Below are 20468 nucleotides of genomic sequence, written 5' to 3' on the forward strand. Positions count from 1 at the left end.
TTAATAAATCTGCGATTAATTTATAGAAAAATTTCGTTACAAATTTTTGTACGAGAAAAGAATAAGTGCATCTGCCAAACTAACCAAGACCTTACCCGCCAAGCTCCCATTGAAAGGTGTTCTGTAGATGATTTTGGAGATAAATCAAAGCTATCTTGGTCATAGTGTAACCATTTGGCTGGTAAGTGTCCCATCGCTGTCATCGGGGACAATTTAAAAGTTAGTTGCTCATAGTCTAACCAGTTTCCCTCTTTTCGCCACCCAAGGCGATCGCCAAGTCTCTTTTCTGTTTCATAATCTACTTGACCACCCATTTCGCTCCAGATAGTTTGCTGAATACTGAAGCCGAAATAACCATAACTATATTGTTCCCAAAGTTGATCAATCCTATGGAGGTGTTGACAACAAAAATTATCAATATCTTCCTTATAAACTTCATTCCAATAATTTTTCTTCATGACTTTTAGCATTAATTTAGTGGTTTCAATGTCAGCTGACTTCCATTTATGCTGCGCCAGGAGATCCCGCAATTGGGTATAATCAATATTTTCATTGCTGGGAAATTCTTTTGTCAACGTAACATTGTTATTATTCAGTCCCATCAATCCTATTTTTCCAACAGCAGATAGAGGTGCTGTAGAGGCAAAATTTACTTCTGCTATGCCTAGCACTTTTCTTTGATCGGTGAGTTGCTTGGATATATAGTTTGATATTAAATCAATGCCTTTGTCTAAAAAGACGCCATTTTCGCTCAAATCAAAATTATGGGTTTGCCAATCTAATAATTGAGATTGAATAAAAGCATCTTTCAGCCTAGCTTTTTTATCATAACTTGCCACCATAAAATCGAGAAAAGTTTCAGAAATTGCCTCGTTTTCTTCAAGGTTAAATAAATTGGACTGATACTTTAAAATATTATCCCCTAGATTTTTAATATCTCCGACAGTTGCGTAAAAATATTCATCTACTTTTACGATTTCATCTATTAAAGATTGAAAGGGACTAAAGTAATCTTGTAAAGAATTTTCAAAGTTGATTGCTGTATGGGCAATTTTCGCTATTTCTTGACGAATCTTATAGGCTTTTCTTTGATATTCGTAAATCTCTTGATGTACTTCTAAATCTTTAACGATTTGCTGAACAATTTCTTTTTGATTTTTGGTATCTTCTGCAAGGCTTTTAATTCCTTCACCAAGTAATCTGATTTTTTCTAACATTAAAAAATAAGCATTGCTCAACAGTAAAACTGCTTTAAAATTTTCTTGCTTTTCCCATGTTAGCTCATCAAGTATTTTTTGATTTTTATGATTTTTTAGCTCTAATTTTCTTCTTTCATTTTCTAAACTTTTTATTTCTAAATATTTTTGTTGGAATAACTTTTTTAAGTCATCCATCAGGTTTAATAAAAAATCATGATAACTATCCTTATAATGTTCTAAAAAATCAATAATATGACTGTAGTCCTTAATGAATAATTGGATTTCGTTAAAAATCTCTCCCTGGCTCATTTCTTGTTTTCGCTTAATTATCCCCCCAAATTGATGATGATATCGCACACCTTCTTTAATTAATCTTTGACGTTCTCTAATTTTTTTTTGAACTGTTTTTAGAGCGTTATTTTTTAGGACAGGTAATTGATAAGCTCGTTCGTAAATTGAAATAACTTCGTAAGTAATTAGTTGTTTTTGCTGTTTAGTGAGCATGACCTTGATTTTCAAAAGTATAAATAGTCGTTAAGCTCTTACCCATTTCAACACGTTCGGGTCTTTGTCATAGCGATAGGTAAAGCCATCATTAGTAGTAATAGACTTCCCAAGGCTAGCCTTACTTCTGATCGTGTTAATGGTAGAGTCTGTTAATGTCTGCATTTCCTGATGAGAAAGTCCTACGATTGTACCTATGTCTGGCGATATTTCTGGTTGATTTGGGGATTCATTATTGGGTAAAACATCTATTTTTATTTCAGTATTTTCAGGGGAATTAATCACAATATCTTTTGCTTTTTGCAGCCGATAATCCTGCACGCGAAGAAGTTGCCAAGTGGAATCTTGTGATAGTTCTAAAACCCATTGATGATAATTAAACAAACTTTCTCTATGTCCAACACTGAGAAAAGTTGTTTTTGTCTCTTGTAACTGTTGATATAAACTTTCTTCATTTTGCAAATCTAAAGCACTGGTTGCTTCATCTAATATAGTGAATCTCGGATGAGTAACTAGCAATCGTGCAAATGCAAGGCGTTGTTGTTCTCCCAGCGATAATATGTTCTCCCAAGGAACTTCAGTATCAAAGCCATCGACTCGACTCAACAAGTTTTGCAGGTTGACTTGTTGTAAAACTTCTTTGAGTTCTGCGTCGCTCATCTTACGAGTTGTATTAGGGTAGAGTAACTGTTCGCGCAAAGTTCCCAAAATTATATAAGGGCGCTGGGGCAAAAACAACACTTCTTCTAAGGGAGGTCGCACCAGACGACCAGTCCCAGCGTTCCACAAGCCAGCGATCGCTCTCAATAGAGAACTTTTACCTCGGCCACTGGGGCCAACAATCAATAAACCTTCGCCTGCTTTCACAGAAAGTGACAAATCTTCAACAATCACCTGCTCATAGTTGGGCGTTTGTAAGGTGACATTCTCAAAAGCAAGATGATTTTCTTCAATTGTTTTAATAATACTTACATTTTCTGGTTGTTTAGTAACAAATTCTAACGCATCTGAAAACTCACCCAAACGCTCAACGTAAGTGGAAAATCGTCCAGAAGTTCCAAATTCATTAATTAATTCTGCCAGAGCATTAGCAAACAAATTGCAAGCTAAACTGGCTTGGCCAACTTGTCCAAAATCAATCTCATCTCTAATCTGTAAAGGGCCGAGTACTATAAATGGAAATATTTGGATAAGAGCCTGATATCCTCTGCTAAAAATATCCTTATTTCTCTCCCAATCAATTTTACGTTTCGCACTTTTTAGGATATTACTAAATCTTCGTTGAATTATATTTGATTCTTGGTTTTCTCCCCGAAAAAAAGCTATTGATTCAGCGTGATTCCGAACATGAGTCAGTGCATAATTGTAGTCAGCTTTAAATTCGAGTTCCTCTTGACTAATCTTATTCAATTCTTGAGTTAAGTAAACAGCAATTACATTGCCGACGATCGTATAAGCAATCAAACAAACTGCAACAAATTGGGAAATTGACCAGACAATTATGATAAAAACTGTCATTTCCAGCACTTTTTCTAAGAAAGTAGCTGAAAAACTGAGAGCATTTCTGGGAATGGGTTCGATTTCTTGTGCCAGACGTTGATCTGGGTTATCAATATCAGATTTAAAGTTGATTTTATAATAAGCACGATTGCTAAAATATTTTGCTAAAATCTGATTATTTAGCCATTCGTACCAATCAAGAGCAATTTGTTTTCTGACAAATTTAGACAATCCTACTAAGAGTGTTACACAGATCAGGGCAGCACCATAAACCAATAATGTATCAACAAATTTAGTAAAATCTTTCTCTTCAACGATCGCATCGACTAAATAGCGACTCACGAAGCTATTAAAGGCAGTTACAGCCACGAGTGCAATGATTAATAATATCAGCAGAAAGAGCATTGCCCATGCCCGAATCACGTCTGAAAATGCTCGTCCCCATGCATCTGTTGGATACCAGTAAGGTGCTGCGATCGCTTTGATATCCTCCCAAAATTGAGTAAAAGCCGAAGGAGTCTTCGTTATGGTTTTATTCTGAACAGTTTTGGATTGCATGTTGTAAAAATCAGTTGAGGCTCTTGAGGCTGACTGAATAACTTTGGTATTTTACTATATTGACCGAACAAGGCAGAAATAAATATTTAAAAGGCAAAATAAATATTTAATTTCTCTTTTTTTTGAATTTTAAATTGGTGATTTTTACTTTTTTACGTGTATTATTTAAAGACCCCATTTTGCCATAACTCCAATACCTCCTTGGCTGTAAAATAGCGTTCTTGCTCAACAGCAAGGGATTTAATCACTGAACGCATTTTTTCATATTGCTTCCTTGGTTGAGGATTTTGCAGTTGCTTTTCAAATAGATATTGAAAATTACTGACTCCACTCCATTTGCCGAAGAGAACTTCTATGGTGTTGTGAGGGAAAGCAGCATAGCTTTGAGGATCGCAAAACAAAGAATTGACATGGATACCTGATTCGTGGCGTTGAGCAGTTTGAGAATAAGGTGCAGCTGGACGAACTCCCAATTGCTCAATATAATCAGTCACGGCGGCGAGAGCATCATAGTTAATCCCCTGGACTTCAATTCCGAAGCGGACTCGCAACCCATTTAACACCTGCTCAATGGCAACATTTCCGGCTCGTTCCCCAATCCCGCAAAACGTCCCCGATACTAAACTCGCTCCGGCCATGACGGACTGGAGAGTATTTTCGAGAGCCAAGCCCATATCATTGTGGTAGTGTACCCCGAAAGCTACCCCTGTTGTCCGTTGAAGCAGGTCATTAATCCAGACATAACTCTTTTCTGGACTGAGGACTCCGACTGTATCACAGAGCAGAAAGTTTTCAATATAAGGGCTGCATGAGCGGATACATTGCACTAAAAAGTCAAAATCGGCTCTGGAGGCATCTTCGGCGGCAAAGTCTACAGTGAGTCCGGCGATCGTAGTTGCATAGCGCAAATTTTCGACAATTAAATCAATGGCGTTTTGGCGAATTCTCTCGATAATGTTAGCTGGAATATCGTCATCAATAGTTTTTCCTTTAAACTCGTTCAACAGACGGATCTGAGGATCTCTTAGAAAGAGCAGGCGATCGGAAAGCCCGTAAAAAAGGATAATGCGTTTAACTCCGTACATTTTGGATTGATCAATGTGTTGCTTTCCCATCAAGGTACAAGCAGTGATCAGATTATCCAATCTCTGTGATAGTAATGATTTTACTAGCTCTTCTTCTTGCTCACAAATACAGGGCATGATCGCAAGTCCATCGACTCCCGTTTGGGCAATTAAATGGGCCAGTTTTTGTTTAGTTGGGTAAGGGAAGAAAATGCCTGCTTGTTGTTCTCCATCCCGCAGGGTTTCATCGGAAATTTTGATCGGAAGGGTTTTCATTAGACCTCTTGCAAAATCATTTTAGGCTGAGATAAAGGAGAATTCAGAATACTTTACTCTGCTCGATCTACCATCAAGCTTTGTAATTGTGTGGCTAATAGTTTGACATTGGGTTCATAAAGCATAAGACCGTGGTTTCCAGGTACAGAAATTACCTTTACAGGTTTTTGAGTATAGGCTTGCCATCCCCAATCGGGCAGATTGTAATCAGAAAAAGCTTGGAGTTCTTGCAAAACAATTTCCTGAACTTCTTGAGCGCGGAATAAAACAATGGGGGCAGAAATTAGATGAGTTGGATGATAATTTGCGTAATTGAGAGTTAGCACTTTCATCACTTTCAGATTGGTTTTGAGTAGGGAGATAGTTGAGTATTCCGGGAGGATATTATATCGGTACAAATATTCTGCGGCCAGATCCCACCTAGCTTGATCATCGCTTTGAGCGGCTAAATGGGAGTATTCCAAACCTAAAGAAACTCCCTTTAAGGCTTGAATACGTTGAATCGATTGCCAAATCCAATCAATATCTGTTCTATTAGTTAAATACTCAGGCTGAGAAACCAGTCCAGCGTCCAAGATAGCTAGTAAACTCACCGTTTCACCTTGCTGTTCCAGTTGAGAAGCCATTTCAAAAGCAACGGCACAACCTGAAGAGTATCCTACTAATATGTATGGACTTTTGGGTTGTTGTTGATGTAATAGCTCAATCAGTTGACTCGCATGGGCTGCTACTGATTCTGGGAGTGGGTTAGAGCCATCTCGTCCTGGAGTTTCGAGTCCATATACTGGGCGCTCAGTTCCTAAATTGATTGCCAAATCTCGAAAATAAAAGCTATGTCCGTTTGCGCCAGGTAGAAAAAATAGAGGGGTTGCTTCTCCTTGAGGTTGAAGTAAAAGTAAATCGGAATTTAACTGTTGAACCTCAGTATTACAAAGTTGTTCTGCCAGTTGAGCAATGGTAGGATTCTGAAATAAACTGCTTAAAGAAAGTTGTTGCTCAAACACCTGCTGAATATTATTGAGTAGTTTAATCGCCAATAAAGAATGACCGCCCAAGTCGAAAAAGTTATCATGAATCCCAATCTCTTGACGTTCGAGTACAGCAGACCAAACTTGTGTTAGTTGTTGTTCTAATTTGTTACGTGGGGCTTCGGATAAGCCTTCAATTACACCATTTGGAAGAGGTAAAGCTTTCCGGTCAATTTTGCCATTGGGAGTTAAAGGTAACTCATTAAGTACGATCATCTGAGCAGGTATCATATAATCGGGCAGACGGGATTTGAGGTGATTTTTCAATTGGGTAGATAAATCAGTAGTGATTCCCGTTAGATATGCAATTAAACTTTGGTTGCTTTCAGTTTTATATAAGGTGACAATTGCTTCTTTAACTGATGGATGTTGTAACAAAATCGATTCAATCTCACCGAGTTCAATTCTAAAACCCCGTAATTTAATCTGATCGTCAATACGACCTAGATATTCAAGGTTTCCATCAATCCCCCATCTTGCTAAGTCGCCAGTTTTGTAAATTCGCTCAGTTTTACCGAATAAATCAATTTTGATAAATTTCTCGGCGGTTAAATCGGGACGATTGAGATAGCCTCGTGCCAAACCAATGCCAGCGATACATAATTCTCCAGGTATACCAGGCGGTAATGGTTGATTGTGAGCATCTAATATGTAAATGCGGATATTAGATAATGGTTGACCAATAGACGGTTTTTTACTATTAGGATGACAGAGAGCCATACTCGCACAAACCGTAGATTCTGTAGGGCCATAGCCATTGAATAAACTTCGTCCAGTCGCCCATTGCCTAACTAATTCTGTTGGGCAAGCTTCACCACCAACGGTTAGACATTGCAAATCGGGTAAGGTCGCTTGAGGTAAGACAGATAAGGCCGAAGGAGATAAAAAGCTGTGGGAAATCTTGTGATCAGTTAAGAAGTCAACTAAGGTTTGACTGGGTAACAAGGTTTCTTTGTTTGCAAGATACAAGCAAGCACCAGTGACGAAGGTAGTCGCAATTTCACCAACAGACAAATCAAAACTAAAAGAACCAAACTGAAGCAAACGGCTGTCGTGTTTAACTTGAAAAGTTTCAGCCCAGGCCAAACTTAAATTGACAATTGCGCGATGCTCAATCATCACCCCCTTGGGTCGTCCTGTTGAACCAGAAGTATAGATAACATAAGCCAAATCATTAGGCGTACTTTGGAGACTGAGATTTTCTTTTAATGCTTCGGTAAAAGTTTCCTCATCCAAAGAAATTACCTGACAGGGTTTTTTGAGGTTAGCTATTGGTAATTTGTCTAATAAGAAACTTTGGGTTAGCAACACCAATATCCCAGAATCTTCTAACATGAACTCAATTCGTTCTTTAGGATAATTGGGATCAATTGGTACGTAACCTGCACCTGCTTTCAAGATACCGAGTAAACCAATAATCATTTCCAAAGACCGTTCGACACAGATACCGATTAAAGTGTCTGGCTGAATTTGGTGATTTTGAATTAGATAATGAGCGAGTTGGTTCGCTTTTTGATTGAGTTGCTGATAAGTTAGGCTTTGGGATTCAAACACCAAAGCGATATTATTAGGGTTTTTAGCAACTTGTTGTTCAAATAACTCAACTAGAGTTTTATCGTGGGGATAGTCAGTTTGAGTTCGATTCCAGCGTTGTAGTTGCAGAAGTTCGGTTGCTGTCATCAAAGGGAGAGTATTGATAGGTTGCTGAGGGTTATCAACAATTCCTTTCAGCAAAACTTCAAACTGTTCCGCCATCCTTTGTATAGTATTCTTCTCAAAGAGATCGGTGGCGTATTCCCAAGTTAAATTTAATTGGTTATCAGATTCTATGACTAGAAGTGCTAGGTCAAACTTAGCAAATGGATAGGTTAATGGGAGCCATTCAATATCTAGTTCTGGCAAACTTAGGTCGGGACTTTCATTATTTTCCAGTGCTAACATCACCTGGAATAAGGGGTTATGACTCATACTGCGTTCTGGTTGCAACTGTTCTACTAGATACTCAAAGGGCATATCTTGATGAGAGTATGCATCTAAACAAGTTTGGCGAGTTTGTTGCAGGAACTCGATAAAGCTTTGTTCAGGCTGGATTTGGTTACGCAGTATCAAGGTATTGACAAAAAAGCCAATTAACCGTTCCGTGTGGCTGTGGGTGCGGTTAGCGATCGCAGAACCAATACATAAGTCTTCTTGGCGACTGTAACGAGAAAGCAGAACACTGAAAGCCGCCAACAAAGTCATAAACAAACTTGCCCCTTGCTGTTGACTTAAAGTTTTAATGGCAAGAGTTAAGTCAGGCGGGAGAGAATAGCGATCGCGATCGCCTCGGTAACTTTGCAATGCTGGACGGGGATAATCAGTAGGTAATTCCAGTAATGGGGGAGCATCTTTGAGTTGATTTTTCCAGTAGTTGATCTGGGTTTCTAATACTTCCCCTTGTAACCAATTTCGTTGCCAGTTTGCGTAGTCGCTGTATTTAATAGGTAAGGGAGCCAGGTTTGGGGTTTGACCTTGGATAAAGGCGGTATAAAGTTGTCGTAACTCACGGACAAACACCCCCATTGACCAGCCGTCGCTAATAATGTGGTGCATATTGATCAGTAGCACGTATTTCTGCTCCTTGAGTTGCACCAGTTTTGTTTTAAACAAAGGGCCAGTATTTAAATCAAACGGTTCTTGAACATGGGCATCGATAAAATGCTGGATGGTTGGGGATTGGGGATGTTCATCAAGGTTTCGCCAATCTTGTACCTTTAAAACTTCGATGTCGTCTAAATTTTGGATCGCAATTTGAGGTTGTCCCGCCACTGTGAGAAAATGCATTCTCAGACTGTCATGCCGGTTAAGCAAATAAGCCAAACTAGAATGCAGAGCATCAATATTGAGGTTTCCATCCAGTTGTAAAGCCATCGGCATATTGTAACTAGCTGATGGCCCTTGAAGTTGCGCTAACAGCCAAAGGCGTTGTTGGGCAAAGGAAAGGGACTTGGGAACATCATCTGATAAGGCCGGAATTTCCTCTGCTATGACAGTTGTGGCTTTGACAGAATTTAAGAATACTAATATATCTGCTTTGTTGGCTTGAATTTCCTGCTTTAATTCAGAAGTTAGGGCGTTTTTGGTTGTACGAATCCTTAATTTATCATCTTCAGCCCAAATTCGACATCCCATGTTTTGCAAACGAAGCATTAAAGAAACTACTTGCTGATTTTGTGTCATGGTCATAGTTCAATTTCCTCTTCGTCTGAGTTTAAAGTTTGCATATCTGCGGTGGAGGAATTAACCCAAATGCAGGTATGGAGGTAATTAGCTAATTCAGTGAGGGTGGGAAATTCAAATACCTTTCGTAAAGGCAGTTCCACTTTGAACGTATCGCGGATGCGGGCAATCAGTTGGGTTGCTAATAAAGAATGACCTCCCAAGTTAAAGAAGTTATCATGGCGGGCGATTGCTTCATATTTAAGCAGCTTCGCCCACAATTCGGCAAGCAATTTTTCTGTCGAGGTTACAGGCAATTCAATGTCTGTTGATGAAACGGTTACATTTGGTGCAGGTAAAGCTTTACGGTCTACTTTTCCACTTGGTGTTAGTGGCAGTTGCTCTAACACGGTGAAATGGCTAGGAATCATATAATCAGGCAAAGTTTTCCCTAGAAAATCCCGCCATTCTGCGAATATTGCTGGATCAACTTGGTTGGTGCGATATTGCAAAGGTTGATTTGCGTAATGTTGCCAAGGTTTCAGCCGCGAATTCTCTCTTTGAGCAAATCCTGGTAGTGTCACCTGTCCAATAATATTCCTTTGAAAAACAACATCGTAATTAGAAAACCCTGTGGAACTATATTGTATAAAAGGCGTATAAGGCAAATCTGGCGCTAAAGTTCGGAATGCTTCGGGTTCTCTCCCTAATTTGGCTTGGGCAACTGCCGCTTTTAAGTCTGAAACAGTACCATCTAATTGGACGATTTCTTCTAACAGCGCCATTTCGAAAGTTAGACGCTGATTCGGAATATTCTTAATGCCTAGCAAATGTGGTTGCTGAGTTGTTAAAATTCTCTCGATTGTTTTCAGATTGAGTTGCTCAGTTTGCCAATCTAACCATTGTGTTTCAGCGACAGGAGTATCTATCTGATCCAAATGTAAAATAACGTCATAACGAAAACGGCTCATTTCCGTCTGAGTATAACCCTGTTTCAATTGGATTTGTACATGACTAATCCGAGGAAATCTTTGTTTTAAAGCGATAAACAAATTAGGATCAATCAGTAATTCGCCTTCGTTACGAATACTTTTTTGAATCTGTTGACGCAAGTCCTTAATTGATAACTCATCGGGGGCGCGATAAAACTCGACTGCGGTGTGGAAAGCCTCTATTAAATGGAGATTTCGCACATCGCCAATAAAGATTGATCCCTGAGTTTTTACAGCTTTGATAGCCCCCTCCAACACTGACAAAAAGTAATCCAGAGAGGGAAAATACTGGATGACAGAATTTATGATTACCAAGTCATAAGCATTTGTTTCTATGCCATCAAATTGGTTAGCTGCATTGTGTTTTAAAGTAACTCTGTCGTTGAGAGACTGCTGTTTTAGATGTTGTTCAATATATTGCAATGCTTCAGGTGAAAAATCTGTACCCAGATAATGCTGACAATGGGGCGCAATTTTAAACAATAACATCCCTGTCCCACAACCAATTTCCCAAACCCGTTTAGGTTCAAGTTCCAGAATTTGGGCAATTGTTGTATCTCGCCATTCCTGCATCGCCGCTTGAGGAATCGGTTTTCCTGTATAGCTATCATTCCAACCGGCTAGATTCAGAGTTGGGTCATCGGTTAGGATTTGTTGCTGAGAGTAGCTATTATTAAAAACTTGTTCCCACAATTCCACCTGTTCACCTTGGCTTGTGCGATTATCTGTCGCTGTTGGGACGATATAAGCTACCAGACGTTGATCGAGATCAGTTTCTTCCCGAACAATGACGACTGCTTCCTGAATTTTTGGATGTTTGAGTAAAGATGCCTCAATTTCACCCAATTCAATCCGAAAACCTCGAAGTTTGACCTGATGATCAATGCGTCCTAAATATTGTAAATTGCCGTCAGGTAGCCAACGGGCTAAATCACCAGTTTTATAAATCCGCTCAGTTTGGTTGAACAGTTTGATGTCAAGGAATTTTTCAGCACTCAGATCGGGACGATTCAAATAGCCTTGTGCTAAACCCGCACCTGCAATGCAGAGTTCCCCAGGTATACCAGGGGGAAGGGGTTGGTTGTAGCTGTCTAGAATATAGATGCGGGTATTAGCGATCGCCTTTCCAATAGTTGGTTCATGCTGGGCATTTTTGGCAACTTTGGTAAAAGTCGAGTAAGTTGTATCTTCAGAAGGGCCATAGAGGTTATAAACCCCCGTTACTGATGTGGTTTGATATAAAGCCTGTACCAGACGATTTTTTAATGGTTCGCCAGCTAAGTTGATGATTTGAACACTTGCTGGAATAGCATTCATATTGAGCAGTTCCGCAGCAGCACTCGGCACAGTATTAATCAACGTTATCGGCAAAATACTGTTGTGTGCTTGCTCAATGTAGAGTGCATTTTCCACCACAATCACACTACCACCTTGAGTCAGGGGGGCAAAAATTTCAAAAATGGAGAGATCGAAACAAATTGAGGTTGATGCTAAGACACCTGCAAGCTGTTCTGCACTGTAGACTGAATGCGCCCATTTTACCAAAGCTACTGGGCTATATTGGGCAATGGCAACACCTTTAGGTCGCCCTGTGGAACCAGAAGTATAAATTATATAAGCCAAATCATCAGGGCTACTTTGCAGATTGGGATTATTTGTTGACTGATCAGCCCATGTTTCTTTTTCCAGAAACACTACTTGACAGGGATTTTTTAGTTTTTCTAGGGGAAGTTGCTTTTTGATCGGGTTTGTTGTTAGTAATACGCAAGCATTACTATCTTCGAGGATTAAATGAATGCGATCGCGGGGATAACTCGGATCAATCGGCACATAAGCCCCACCTGCTTTGAGGATACCAAATATACCGATGAGCATTGATAGCGATCGCTCTACACAGATCGCTATCAATGGATTATCAGGTAATTGCTGCTCTCTTTTGAGTTCCAACAAATAATGCGCTAGCTGATTGGCTTTTTGGTTGAGTTCTTGATAACTCAGGCTTTGATCTTCAAACACCACCGCAATGTTATCGGGCGTTTGTACTACCTGTTGTTCAAACAGACTCACCAAAGTCTGATTTTGGGGATAATCTGTGTCGGTTTGATTCCAAACTTGCAGTTGCTGAATTTCTGCTGTTGTAATTAAGGGTAGTTTACTAATCGGCTGTTGGGGATTTTGGATAATTGCTTGCAGCAAGACTTCAAAATGTCCCGCCATGCGTTGAATTGTTTCTGCTTCAAATAAATCTGTGGCATATTCCCACATACAATGCAGTTGGTCGTCCCTTTCGCAAAAATCTAGTGTTAGGTCAAACTTGGCAAACGGTAAACTTTGGTCTAAGTATTGAATATCAAGCCCTGGTAAATTAACATTTGTCCCCGCACTTTCCGTATTTTGCAACACCATCATCACTTGGAATAAGGGATTATGGCTCAGACTGCGTTCTGGTTGTAACTGTTCTACCAAATACTCAAAGGGAATATCTTGATGAGAGTATGCATCTAGGCAAGTTTGGCGGGTTTGTGGGAGTAACTCACTAAATCCTTGCTCTGGTTTGACTTTACTCCGTAATACTAAGGTATTGACAAAAAAACCAATTAATCCTTCTGTATAGCTATGGGTGCGGTTAGCGATCGCAGAACCAACACATAAATCCTCTTGACGACTGTAACGAGATAGTAAAATATTAAAAGCCGTCAACAGAGTCATAAACAAACTAACTCCCTGTTGTTGACTAATAGCTTTAAGTCTCTGAGTCACTTCATGACTCAAACGATATTCTTCACGCCCACCTTGGTAACTTTGTTGCGCGGGACGGGGATAATCGGTAGGCAAATCTAGCAATCGCGGAGCATCGTCTAGTTGTTGTTTCCAGTAATTTTCCTGACTTTCTAAAATCTCCCCTTGTAACCAACTGCGCTGCCAAGCTGCATAATCACTATACTGAATTGGCAACGGTGACAAATTTGGAGTATCCCCGGCAGCAAAAGCAGAATAAGCCTGTTCCCATTCGCGCTTAAACACTCCCATTGACCAGCCATCACTAATAATGTGGTGTATATTAATCAGCAGGACATTTTTCTGTTCGCTCAGTTGCAGGAGTTTTGCTTTGAACAGGGGGCCGGTATTTAAGTCAAACGGTTCTTGGGCATGAGTATCGGCTAACCGTTGTACGGTTTCTGCTTGAGTCTGGGGATCGAGCGATCGTAAATCTGCGAACGCCAGTACTTCTATATCCTCTGGATTTTGGACGACCACTTGCGCCTCTCCTGCCAGTGCGGGGAAATAAGTACGGAGAATGGCATGGCGATCGAGGAGATAATCAAAACTTGCACGCAAGGCTTCTATATTCAACTTGCCGTCAAGTTGCAGGGCCGTTGACATATTGTAAGTAGCCGAGGTTCCAGTGCCTTCAAGTTGGTCTAAAAACCAGAGTCTTGATTGAGCAAAGGACAGAGTTTTAGGAGTATTTTCCGGTTGTGGTGCGATCGCAGGTAAAGCGAGATTCGCACCACAGGCTTTGTCAATTTCGGTTGCCAACTCAGACAAAACGCTCTGCTCAAATACCTTGCGGACAGCTACTTCTACCCCAAAAGTGTCACGAATGCGGGCAACTAATTGGGTTGCTAATAGGGAATGTCCCCCCAATTCAAAGAAGTTGTCTCGGCGACCAACAGACTGAGCTTTCAGAAGAGTTTGCCATAAGCTAGCCAGCAGTTCTTCAGTTGGCGTCACTGGCATTTCAAAGTTAGTGGAAGTGGCTGTATCTGGTGTTGGTAATGCTCTGCGATCTAGCTTACCGTTAGAGGTAAGGGGCAACTGATCCAATACCATAATCTGGCTAGGAACCATATAATTCGGGAGGCGAATTTTCAGGTAATCTTTGAGTTGACCCCATAAATTGACGGATTTTTCTACCGCCGTGACATAAGCTATTAATTTGGGATTATTATCAGTTTCATATAAAATAACAACCGCTTCTTTAACTAAAGAGTGTTGCAATAATAGCGATTCAATTTCACCAAGTTCAATGCGGAAGCCCCGTAATTTAACCTGATCGTCAATGCGACTCAGATACTCAAGGTTTCCATCATAGTTCCATCTTGCTAAGTCGCCAGTTTTGTAAATTCGCTCAGTTTTGCCAAATAATTCAACTTCAATGAATCTTTCGGCGGTGAAATCGGGACGGTTGAGATAGCCTCGTGCCAAACCAACTCCCGCGATACACAATTCTCCAGGAATGCCAGGGGGTAACGGTTGATTGTGAGCATCTAATATATAGATGCGGATATTAGATAACGGTTGACCGATAGAAGGTTTTTTCCCATTCGGTTCACAACTAGATATACTGGCGATAACCGTCGATTCTGTCGGCCCATAGCAGTTGAAAAAACGTCGTTTTGTTCCCCATTGTGCCACCAATTCTGCTGCACAAGCTTCACCACCAACGATTACGGCTTGCAAATCAGGTAATGAGGCTTGAGGTAATACAGATAAAGCGGAAGGAGATAACGTGAAATGGGAGATTTTGCGATCGCGCAACAAGTCCACCAAAGCTTGACTCGGTAACAAAGTTTCTTTATTGGCCAAATACAAACAAGCACCGGCGCACAAAGCAGTGGCAATTTCACCAATAGACAAATCGAAACTAAAAGAACCAAACTGAAGCCAACGGCTGTGGTGTTGAACTTGAAAAGTTTCAGCCCAAGCTAAAGCTAGATTGACAATTGCGCGATGCTCAATCATCACTCCTTTGGGTCGTCCCGTCGAACCAGAGGTATAAATTATATAAGCTAAATTATCAGGTTTACTTTGAGGATTAGGATTATCTGTTAACGCCGAATTAAAAGTTTCCCGATCTAAACAAATGATCTGGTGTTTCAGTTTATCTAGGGGTAATTGCTCTTTGAGGTGACTTTGGGTTAACAACACCGATGTCCCAGAGTCTTCTAGCATAAACTCAACCCGGTCTTTGGGATAATTGGGGTCAATTGGCACATAAGCAGCACCCGCTTTCAGGATACCGAGTACACCAATAATCATTTCTAAAGACCGTTCAACGCAGATACCAATTAAAGTGTCTGGCTTAATTTGGTGATTTTGAATTAAATAATCAGCTAGTTGGTTGGCTTTTTGATTAAGTTGTTGGTAAGTTAAGCTTTGGGATTCAAACACCAAAGCAAGATTATCAGGGTTTTTGGCAACTTGAGTTTCAAACAAGTCAACCAAAGTTTGATTGAGGGGATAATCAGTTTGAGTTTGATTCCAGACTTGGATCTGCTGACGTTCGTCCTCTGCGCTTAATGGCAGAGTATTAATGGTTTGTTGAGGATTATCGACAATTCCCTCAAGTAAAACTGCAAAATGTTCCGCCATCTTTTGGATAGTTTTAGCTGCAAACAAATCGCTTGCATATTCCCATTCTCCTGTCAATCCTTGCGGAGTTTCTCGAAAAATCAGCGACAAATCAAATAGAGTCGTCGTGTTTTCCCAGGTGAAACGGGTAAGGGTTAATCCATTGATTTCTAGTTGCTGCTGGGTTTCATTTTGCAAACCAAACGCCACTTGAAATAGGGGATGATGAGAAAGCGATCGCTCTAATCCCAATTCATCAACCAGTTTCTCAAAAGGTAAATCTTGATGGTCATAACCATCCAGGGTTACTTGCTTGACTCGTTCAAGTAATTCTAAGAAAGTTGGATTCCCTTGCAGATTGGTACGTAATGCTAGGGTATTGACAAAAAAGCCAATTAATGCTTCAGTTTCACGACGGTTACGATTAGCGATCGCAGAACCAACAATAATATCCTCTTGACCACTGTAGCGCGAAAGTAACAGGGTAAATGCCGTCAGTAAAGTCATAAACAGAGTAGTTCCTGACTCCTGACTCAAACGCTTCAACTTCTGTGTTAAATCCTGATTGAGTTTCAAAAACTCGCTACGCCCTCTGAAACTTTGAACTGATGGGCGGGGTCTATCTGTGGGCAATTCTAACAGAGGCGGGGCTGCGGCTAATTGTTTTTGCCAGTAATTGAGTTGGGTTTGGAGTACTTTTCCCTGTAGCCATTGTCTTTGCCAGTGGGCGAAATCGGCATATTGCAGCGATAATTTGGTTAAGGGAGAAGGTTCTCCGGCGCAAAATGCGGTATAAAGGCTGAACAATTCACGGCGGAATATGTCCATTGACCAGCCATCACAAACTATATGATGGATGGCGAGCAACAACAGATAGGATTGGTCAGTCAGTTGTAACAACTTTACCCGCAGCAAAGGTGGGTTTGATAAGTCAAAGGGCTGTTGCAATTCTTCTGTCGCTAACTGTGTGGCTCTGCTTAACTGGTTTTCTTCAGTCAATTGTCGCCAATCTAGCACTTGCATTGTCAGTTGCAGATGAGCGTGAATCACCTGTATCGGCGACTCATCGACAAATGAGAAAGTGGTACGTAGCACTTCATGACGTTGGACAATTGCTGTTATAGCTTGTTCTAAAGCACTTATATTTAGAAATCCGTTAATCTGCCAGAAAAACGGCACGTTGTAGACACAATTTTCGCCTTCTAGTTGGTCGAGAAACCACAGTCTTTGTTGAGCAAAGGAGAGGGGAAGAGGTTGCTCTCTCGATACGGGTGTGAGAAGTGAAGATTGCTGTTGCTTTTTCAGTTTTTGTAGGACTAATTCTTGCTTTTCTGGTGAAAGGGCTTCTAGACGTTTTAGTATATCGCTCATAATGTTTATTGTTTATAGGACTTACGCACACTCTACGATTCTTCTCTACGAGACGCTGCGCGATGGCGTCTTGGCGGTTCGATACATTAAGCTTTTTGGCGATTTTTGCGTAAGTCCTAGTTTAAAATTAGTTTTTTTAATCGAACCACAGAGACGCGGAGAACACAGAGAGATAAGAAAGATATCGAGTAATTGAATTAATACTCAAAAAAGCAATTGTTGGGTCACTTCTTCTTCTGATAACTGATCAACTTCACTTAAAATCTGTGATATGGCATCATTTTCTGCTTGTTCAATCTGTTGAGTAATTACTTTTTGAGCGAGTTCAGCAATCGTCGGATTTTCAAACAGATAACGCAGAGAAAAATCTAGAGAAAAGGCTTCTCTTAACCGAGAAATAACTTGAGTAGCTAGTAAAGAATGCCCCCCTAACTCGAAAAAGTTATCGTGAATTCCCACCTGTTTTAATTTGAGAACTTCAGCCCAAATCGTCGCTAATTCTTGTTGGGTAGGTGTGCTAGGAGCAACAAAATCAACCTCTAGATTTCTTTGGAAAGCATCTGGAACAGGTAAAGTACGGCGATTGATTTTACCATTAGGCGTTAGGGGGAATGCTTCTAGAAATACGAAAGCGATGGGAATCATGTAGTCAGGCAACTTTGTCTTGAGGAAGTTTCGCAGACTGCTAGGAGTTGGTGGATTATCTTTGGCAACGAGATAGGCAACTAAAGACTTGTTTCCAGGTTCATTTTCCCGTGCAATAACTACGACTTGCTTGATGCTGGAGTGTTGATTTAAAACTGCCTCAATTTCTCCTAATTCAATGCGGAAACCGCGAATTTTCACCTGTGTATCAATTCGACTCATAAAATCCAGGTTTCCATCAGGTAGACGGCGTGCTAAATCTCCACTTTTGTAAAGTCTATCCTCCTGAACAAAAGGATTAGAAATAAATTTTTCACTGGTTAATGTTGGTTGATTTAAGTAACCTCTACCAACACTCGCCCCACCCACATAAATTTCTCCAGGAACGCCAATCGGAACTCTGTGTAAATCTATATCTAATAAGTAAACTTTCCGATCACCGATGGGTTTTCCAATGGGAATTGAATTGTGAGCAAGTTGTTGAGGAATCGGGTAACAACAGGTAAAAACTGTACATTCTGAAGGCCCATAAGCATGAATTAATTGCGTTCTTGGCAGTAGTTTTAAGGCGCGACGAACGTGAGGTACAGAAACGGATTCTCCCCCAAACAGCAGTTGCTTCACGCCTGACAAGCCTTGTGGCATTGTGTCAATCATGAGATTGAATAGGGCTGTAGTCAGAAACAGAGTGTTAACCCCTTGTTCTTGGATGATATTGCTTAAGTCTCCAGGTGTAGGAATTTTGCCTGGGTAAAGCACACAACGCCCACCATAAAGCAAGGGTGGCCAAAGTTCTAGGGTTAGTGCATCCCAAGAAATTGATGAATGTTGTAGCCAAATCTGCTCTGCATCAAGGTGAATATAATCAACCCCAAACATAAAACCAATAATGCTACGATGAGGAACTTCTGTTCCCTTTGGTGTTCCCGTCGAGCCAGAGGTATAAATGATATAAGCTAAGTTTTTTGGATTAACTTCACTGTGTAAATTGTCTTCACTATGTTGAGCAATTATTTCCCAATCTGAATCAAGATTCACTACAGTTTGATTATGGATTGGGAGCCGAGCGCACAAATGATTCTGCGTTAGTAAAATTGGTGTTTGTACATCTTCCACCATGAACGCCAGTCTTTCTGAAGGATAAGCTGGATCTAGCGGCACATAAGCCCCACCCGCTTTGAGGATAGCCAGTATTCCTATTATCATTTGTAGCGATCGCTCGACACAAATTCCCACCCGTACTTCTGGTTTAACTCCCAACGCTTGTAAATAATGAGCTAATTGATTGGCACGGTTATTCAACTCCCGATAAGTTAAATCTTGCTTTCCATATACAAGTGCTACTGCATCGGGTGTTTTTTCTACCTGTTCTTCAAATAAACTATGAATACATTTGTAATGAATAGAATCTATATTTTGATTATTCTCTTGTAGAATTAATTCTTCCTCTTCGGCTGCACTGAGCAGGGATAATTGGGAAACATTTTGTTGTAGATTAGTTGCCATTCCTGCTAGCAATGTTTGGAAATGTCCAATCATCCGCCCAATTGTCTCTTGCTCAAAACGACTAATATCATAAATAATTCTTCCAGACAATTCTGATTGAGGATTAACCACAACCGTTAGCGGGTAATTCGTGCGTTCAAAACAACGAAGATGACTAATTTCTAAAGTTTTTTTTGTGTTCTGTTGAGCAGAATCTAGGGGATAATTCTCAAACACTAAAAGGCTCTCAAACAGAGGCATTCCTGGGGGAACATCACTTAGGCGCTGAATTTCTGCCAGGGAATAATAGGCATACTGTTCCTGTTCAAATGCTTGAGTTTGTAATTGCTTGAGCCAGGGTAATAATTCCGCTTTTCCACTGACTTTTACCCGTATGGGAAGGGTGTTGATCAGTAACCCCACCATCGAATCCACTCCCGCAAGCGTTGGTGGACGACCGGATACAGTTGCACCAAACACCACATCGCTTTCTCCACTGTAGCGGGAAAGTAGCAACGCCCATGCTCCTTGCACCAAATTATTCAGAGTTAAATGCTGCTGTCGCGCTGTATATTGCAGTTTCTCAGTTACCGTTTGAGATAACTGAAAAGTTTGCTCATTGTATATTCCCTGTTCCCTATTCCCGATTAAAGGGGTAGAAGCCTCAAACCCTTGGAGTTTTTTTTGCCAGAAGTCTTTTGCTTGAGTAATATCTTGTTGCTGTAACCAATTAATATACTCTCGATAGGGGCGAGAGGGTATCAGGCGTAAATGTTCGCCTCGCTGATGTGCTTCATAGAAAGCTAAAACTTCTTTCAAGACAATCTGCATCGACCAGCCATCAAAGAGGATATGATGATGACTCCAAATAAATTGGTAAGTATAGTCCTCTAGCTGGATGACGGTGAAGCGCATCAGGGGAGCAACATCCAGTTCAAATCCTTTTTGGCGATCGCCTAACAAAAAATCCCCTATATACTGTTGTTGTTCATCGGCTGTTAAATGTCGCCAGTCCAGTTTCACCCACGGGAGATCCACTTGCTTACTCACCATTTGCAAGGGCTTTTCTATCTCTTCCCAATAAAAAGAACTGCGTAAAACTGGGTGTCGCGCTACAACTTGCTGCCAAGCTTGCTCAAACGCAGGAAAAATTAATTCTCCTTGGAGGATGCAAAGCAACTGCTCAAAATAAACTTCTGACTCTGGCGCATAAAGGGTATGAAAAAGCATCCCCTGCTGCATGGGCGAAAGTTCATAAAGATCATCGATATTGTTCATCGAACTACCTCGGAG

At 40.6% G+C, this 20468-nt stretch carries 6 protein-coding genes; all 6 read right to left on the reverse strand.

Annotated features, from left to right (window positions below; translation table 11 throughout):
• Window positions 1–20: 20 nt before the first annotated feature.
• A complete protein-coding gene (locus V7K62_RS21680; RefSeq protein WP_334867675.1) occupies window positions 21–1703 on the reverse strand; it encodes a GUN4 domain-containing protein in 1683 nt (560 codons plus the stop codon).
• A gap of 30 nt (window positions 1704–1733) precedes the next feature.
• Window positions 1734–3761, reverse strand: a complete 2028-nt coding sequence (locus tag V7K62_RS21685; protein WP_334867677.1) for an ABC transporter ATP-binding protein/permease — start codon at window positions 3759–3761, stop codon at window positions 1734–1736.
• Between the two features lie 161 nt (window positions 3762–3922).
• Window positions 3923–5101, reverse strand: coding sequence for a 2-isopropylmalate synthase (locus tag V7K62_RS21690; protein WP_334867679.1), 1179 nt, complete (start codon window positions 5099–5101; stop codon window positions 3923–3925).
• Window positions 5102–5154: 53 nt separating this feature from the next.
• On the reverse strand, window positions 5155–9354 hold the full coding sequence (locus tag V7K62_RS21695; RefSeq protein WP_334867680.1) for a non-ribosomal peptide synthetase: 4200 nt from the start codon (window positions 9352–9354) through the stop codon (window positions 5155–5157).
• The gene (locus tag V7K62_RS21700; RefSeq protein WP_334867682.1) at window positions 9351–17045 is read right to left on the reverse strand and encodes an amino acid adenylation domain-containing protein; all 7695 of its coding nucleotides are present in this window, start codon (window positions 17043–17045) and stop codon (window positions 9351–9353) included. Before V7K62_RS21700 ends, V7K62_RS21695 begins: the two co-directional genes overlap by 4 nt.
• A 204-nt stretch (window positions 17046–17249) precedes the next feature.
• On the reverse strand, window positions 17250–20453 hold the full coding sequence (locus tag V7K62_RS21705) for a non-ribosomal peptide synthetase (RefSeq protein WP_334867684.1): 3204 nt from the start codon (window positions 20451–20453) through the stop codon (window positions 17250–17252).
• Window positions 20454–20468: the final 15 nt, after the last annotated feature.

This window comes from Nostoc sp., assembly GCF_036917935.1.
Lineage (GTDB): Bacteria > Cyanobacteriota > Cyanobacteriia > Cyanobacteriales > Nostocaceae > Nostoc.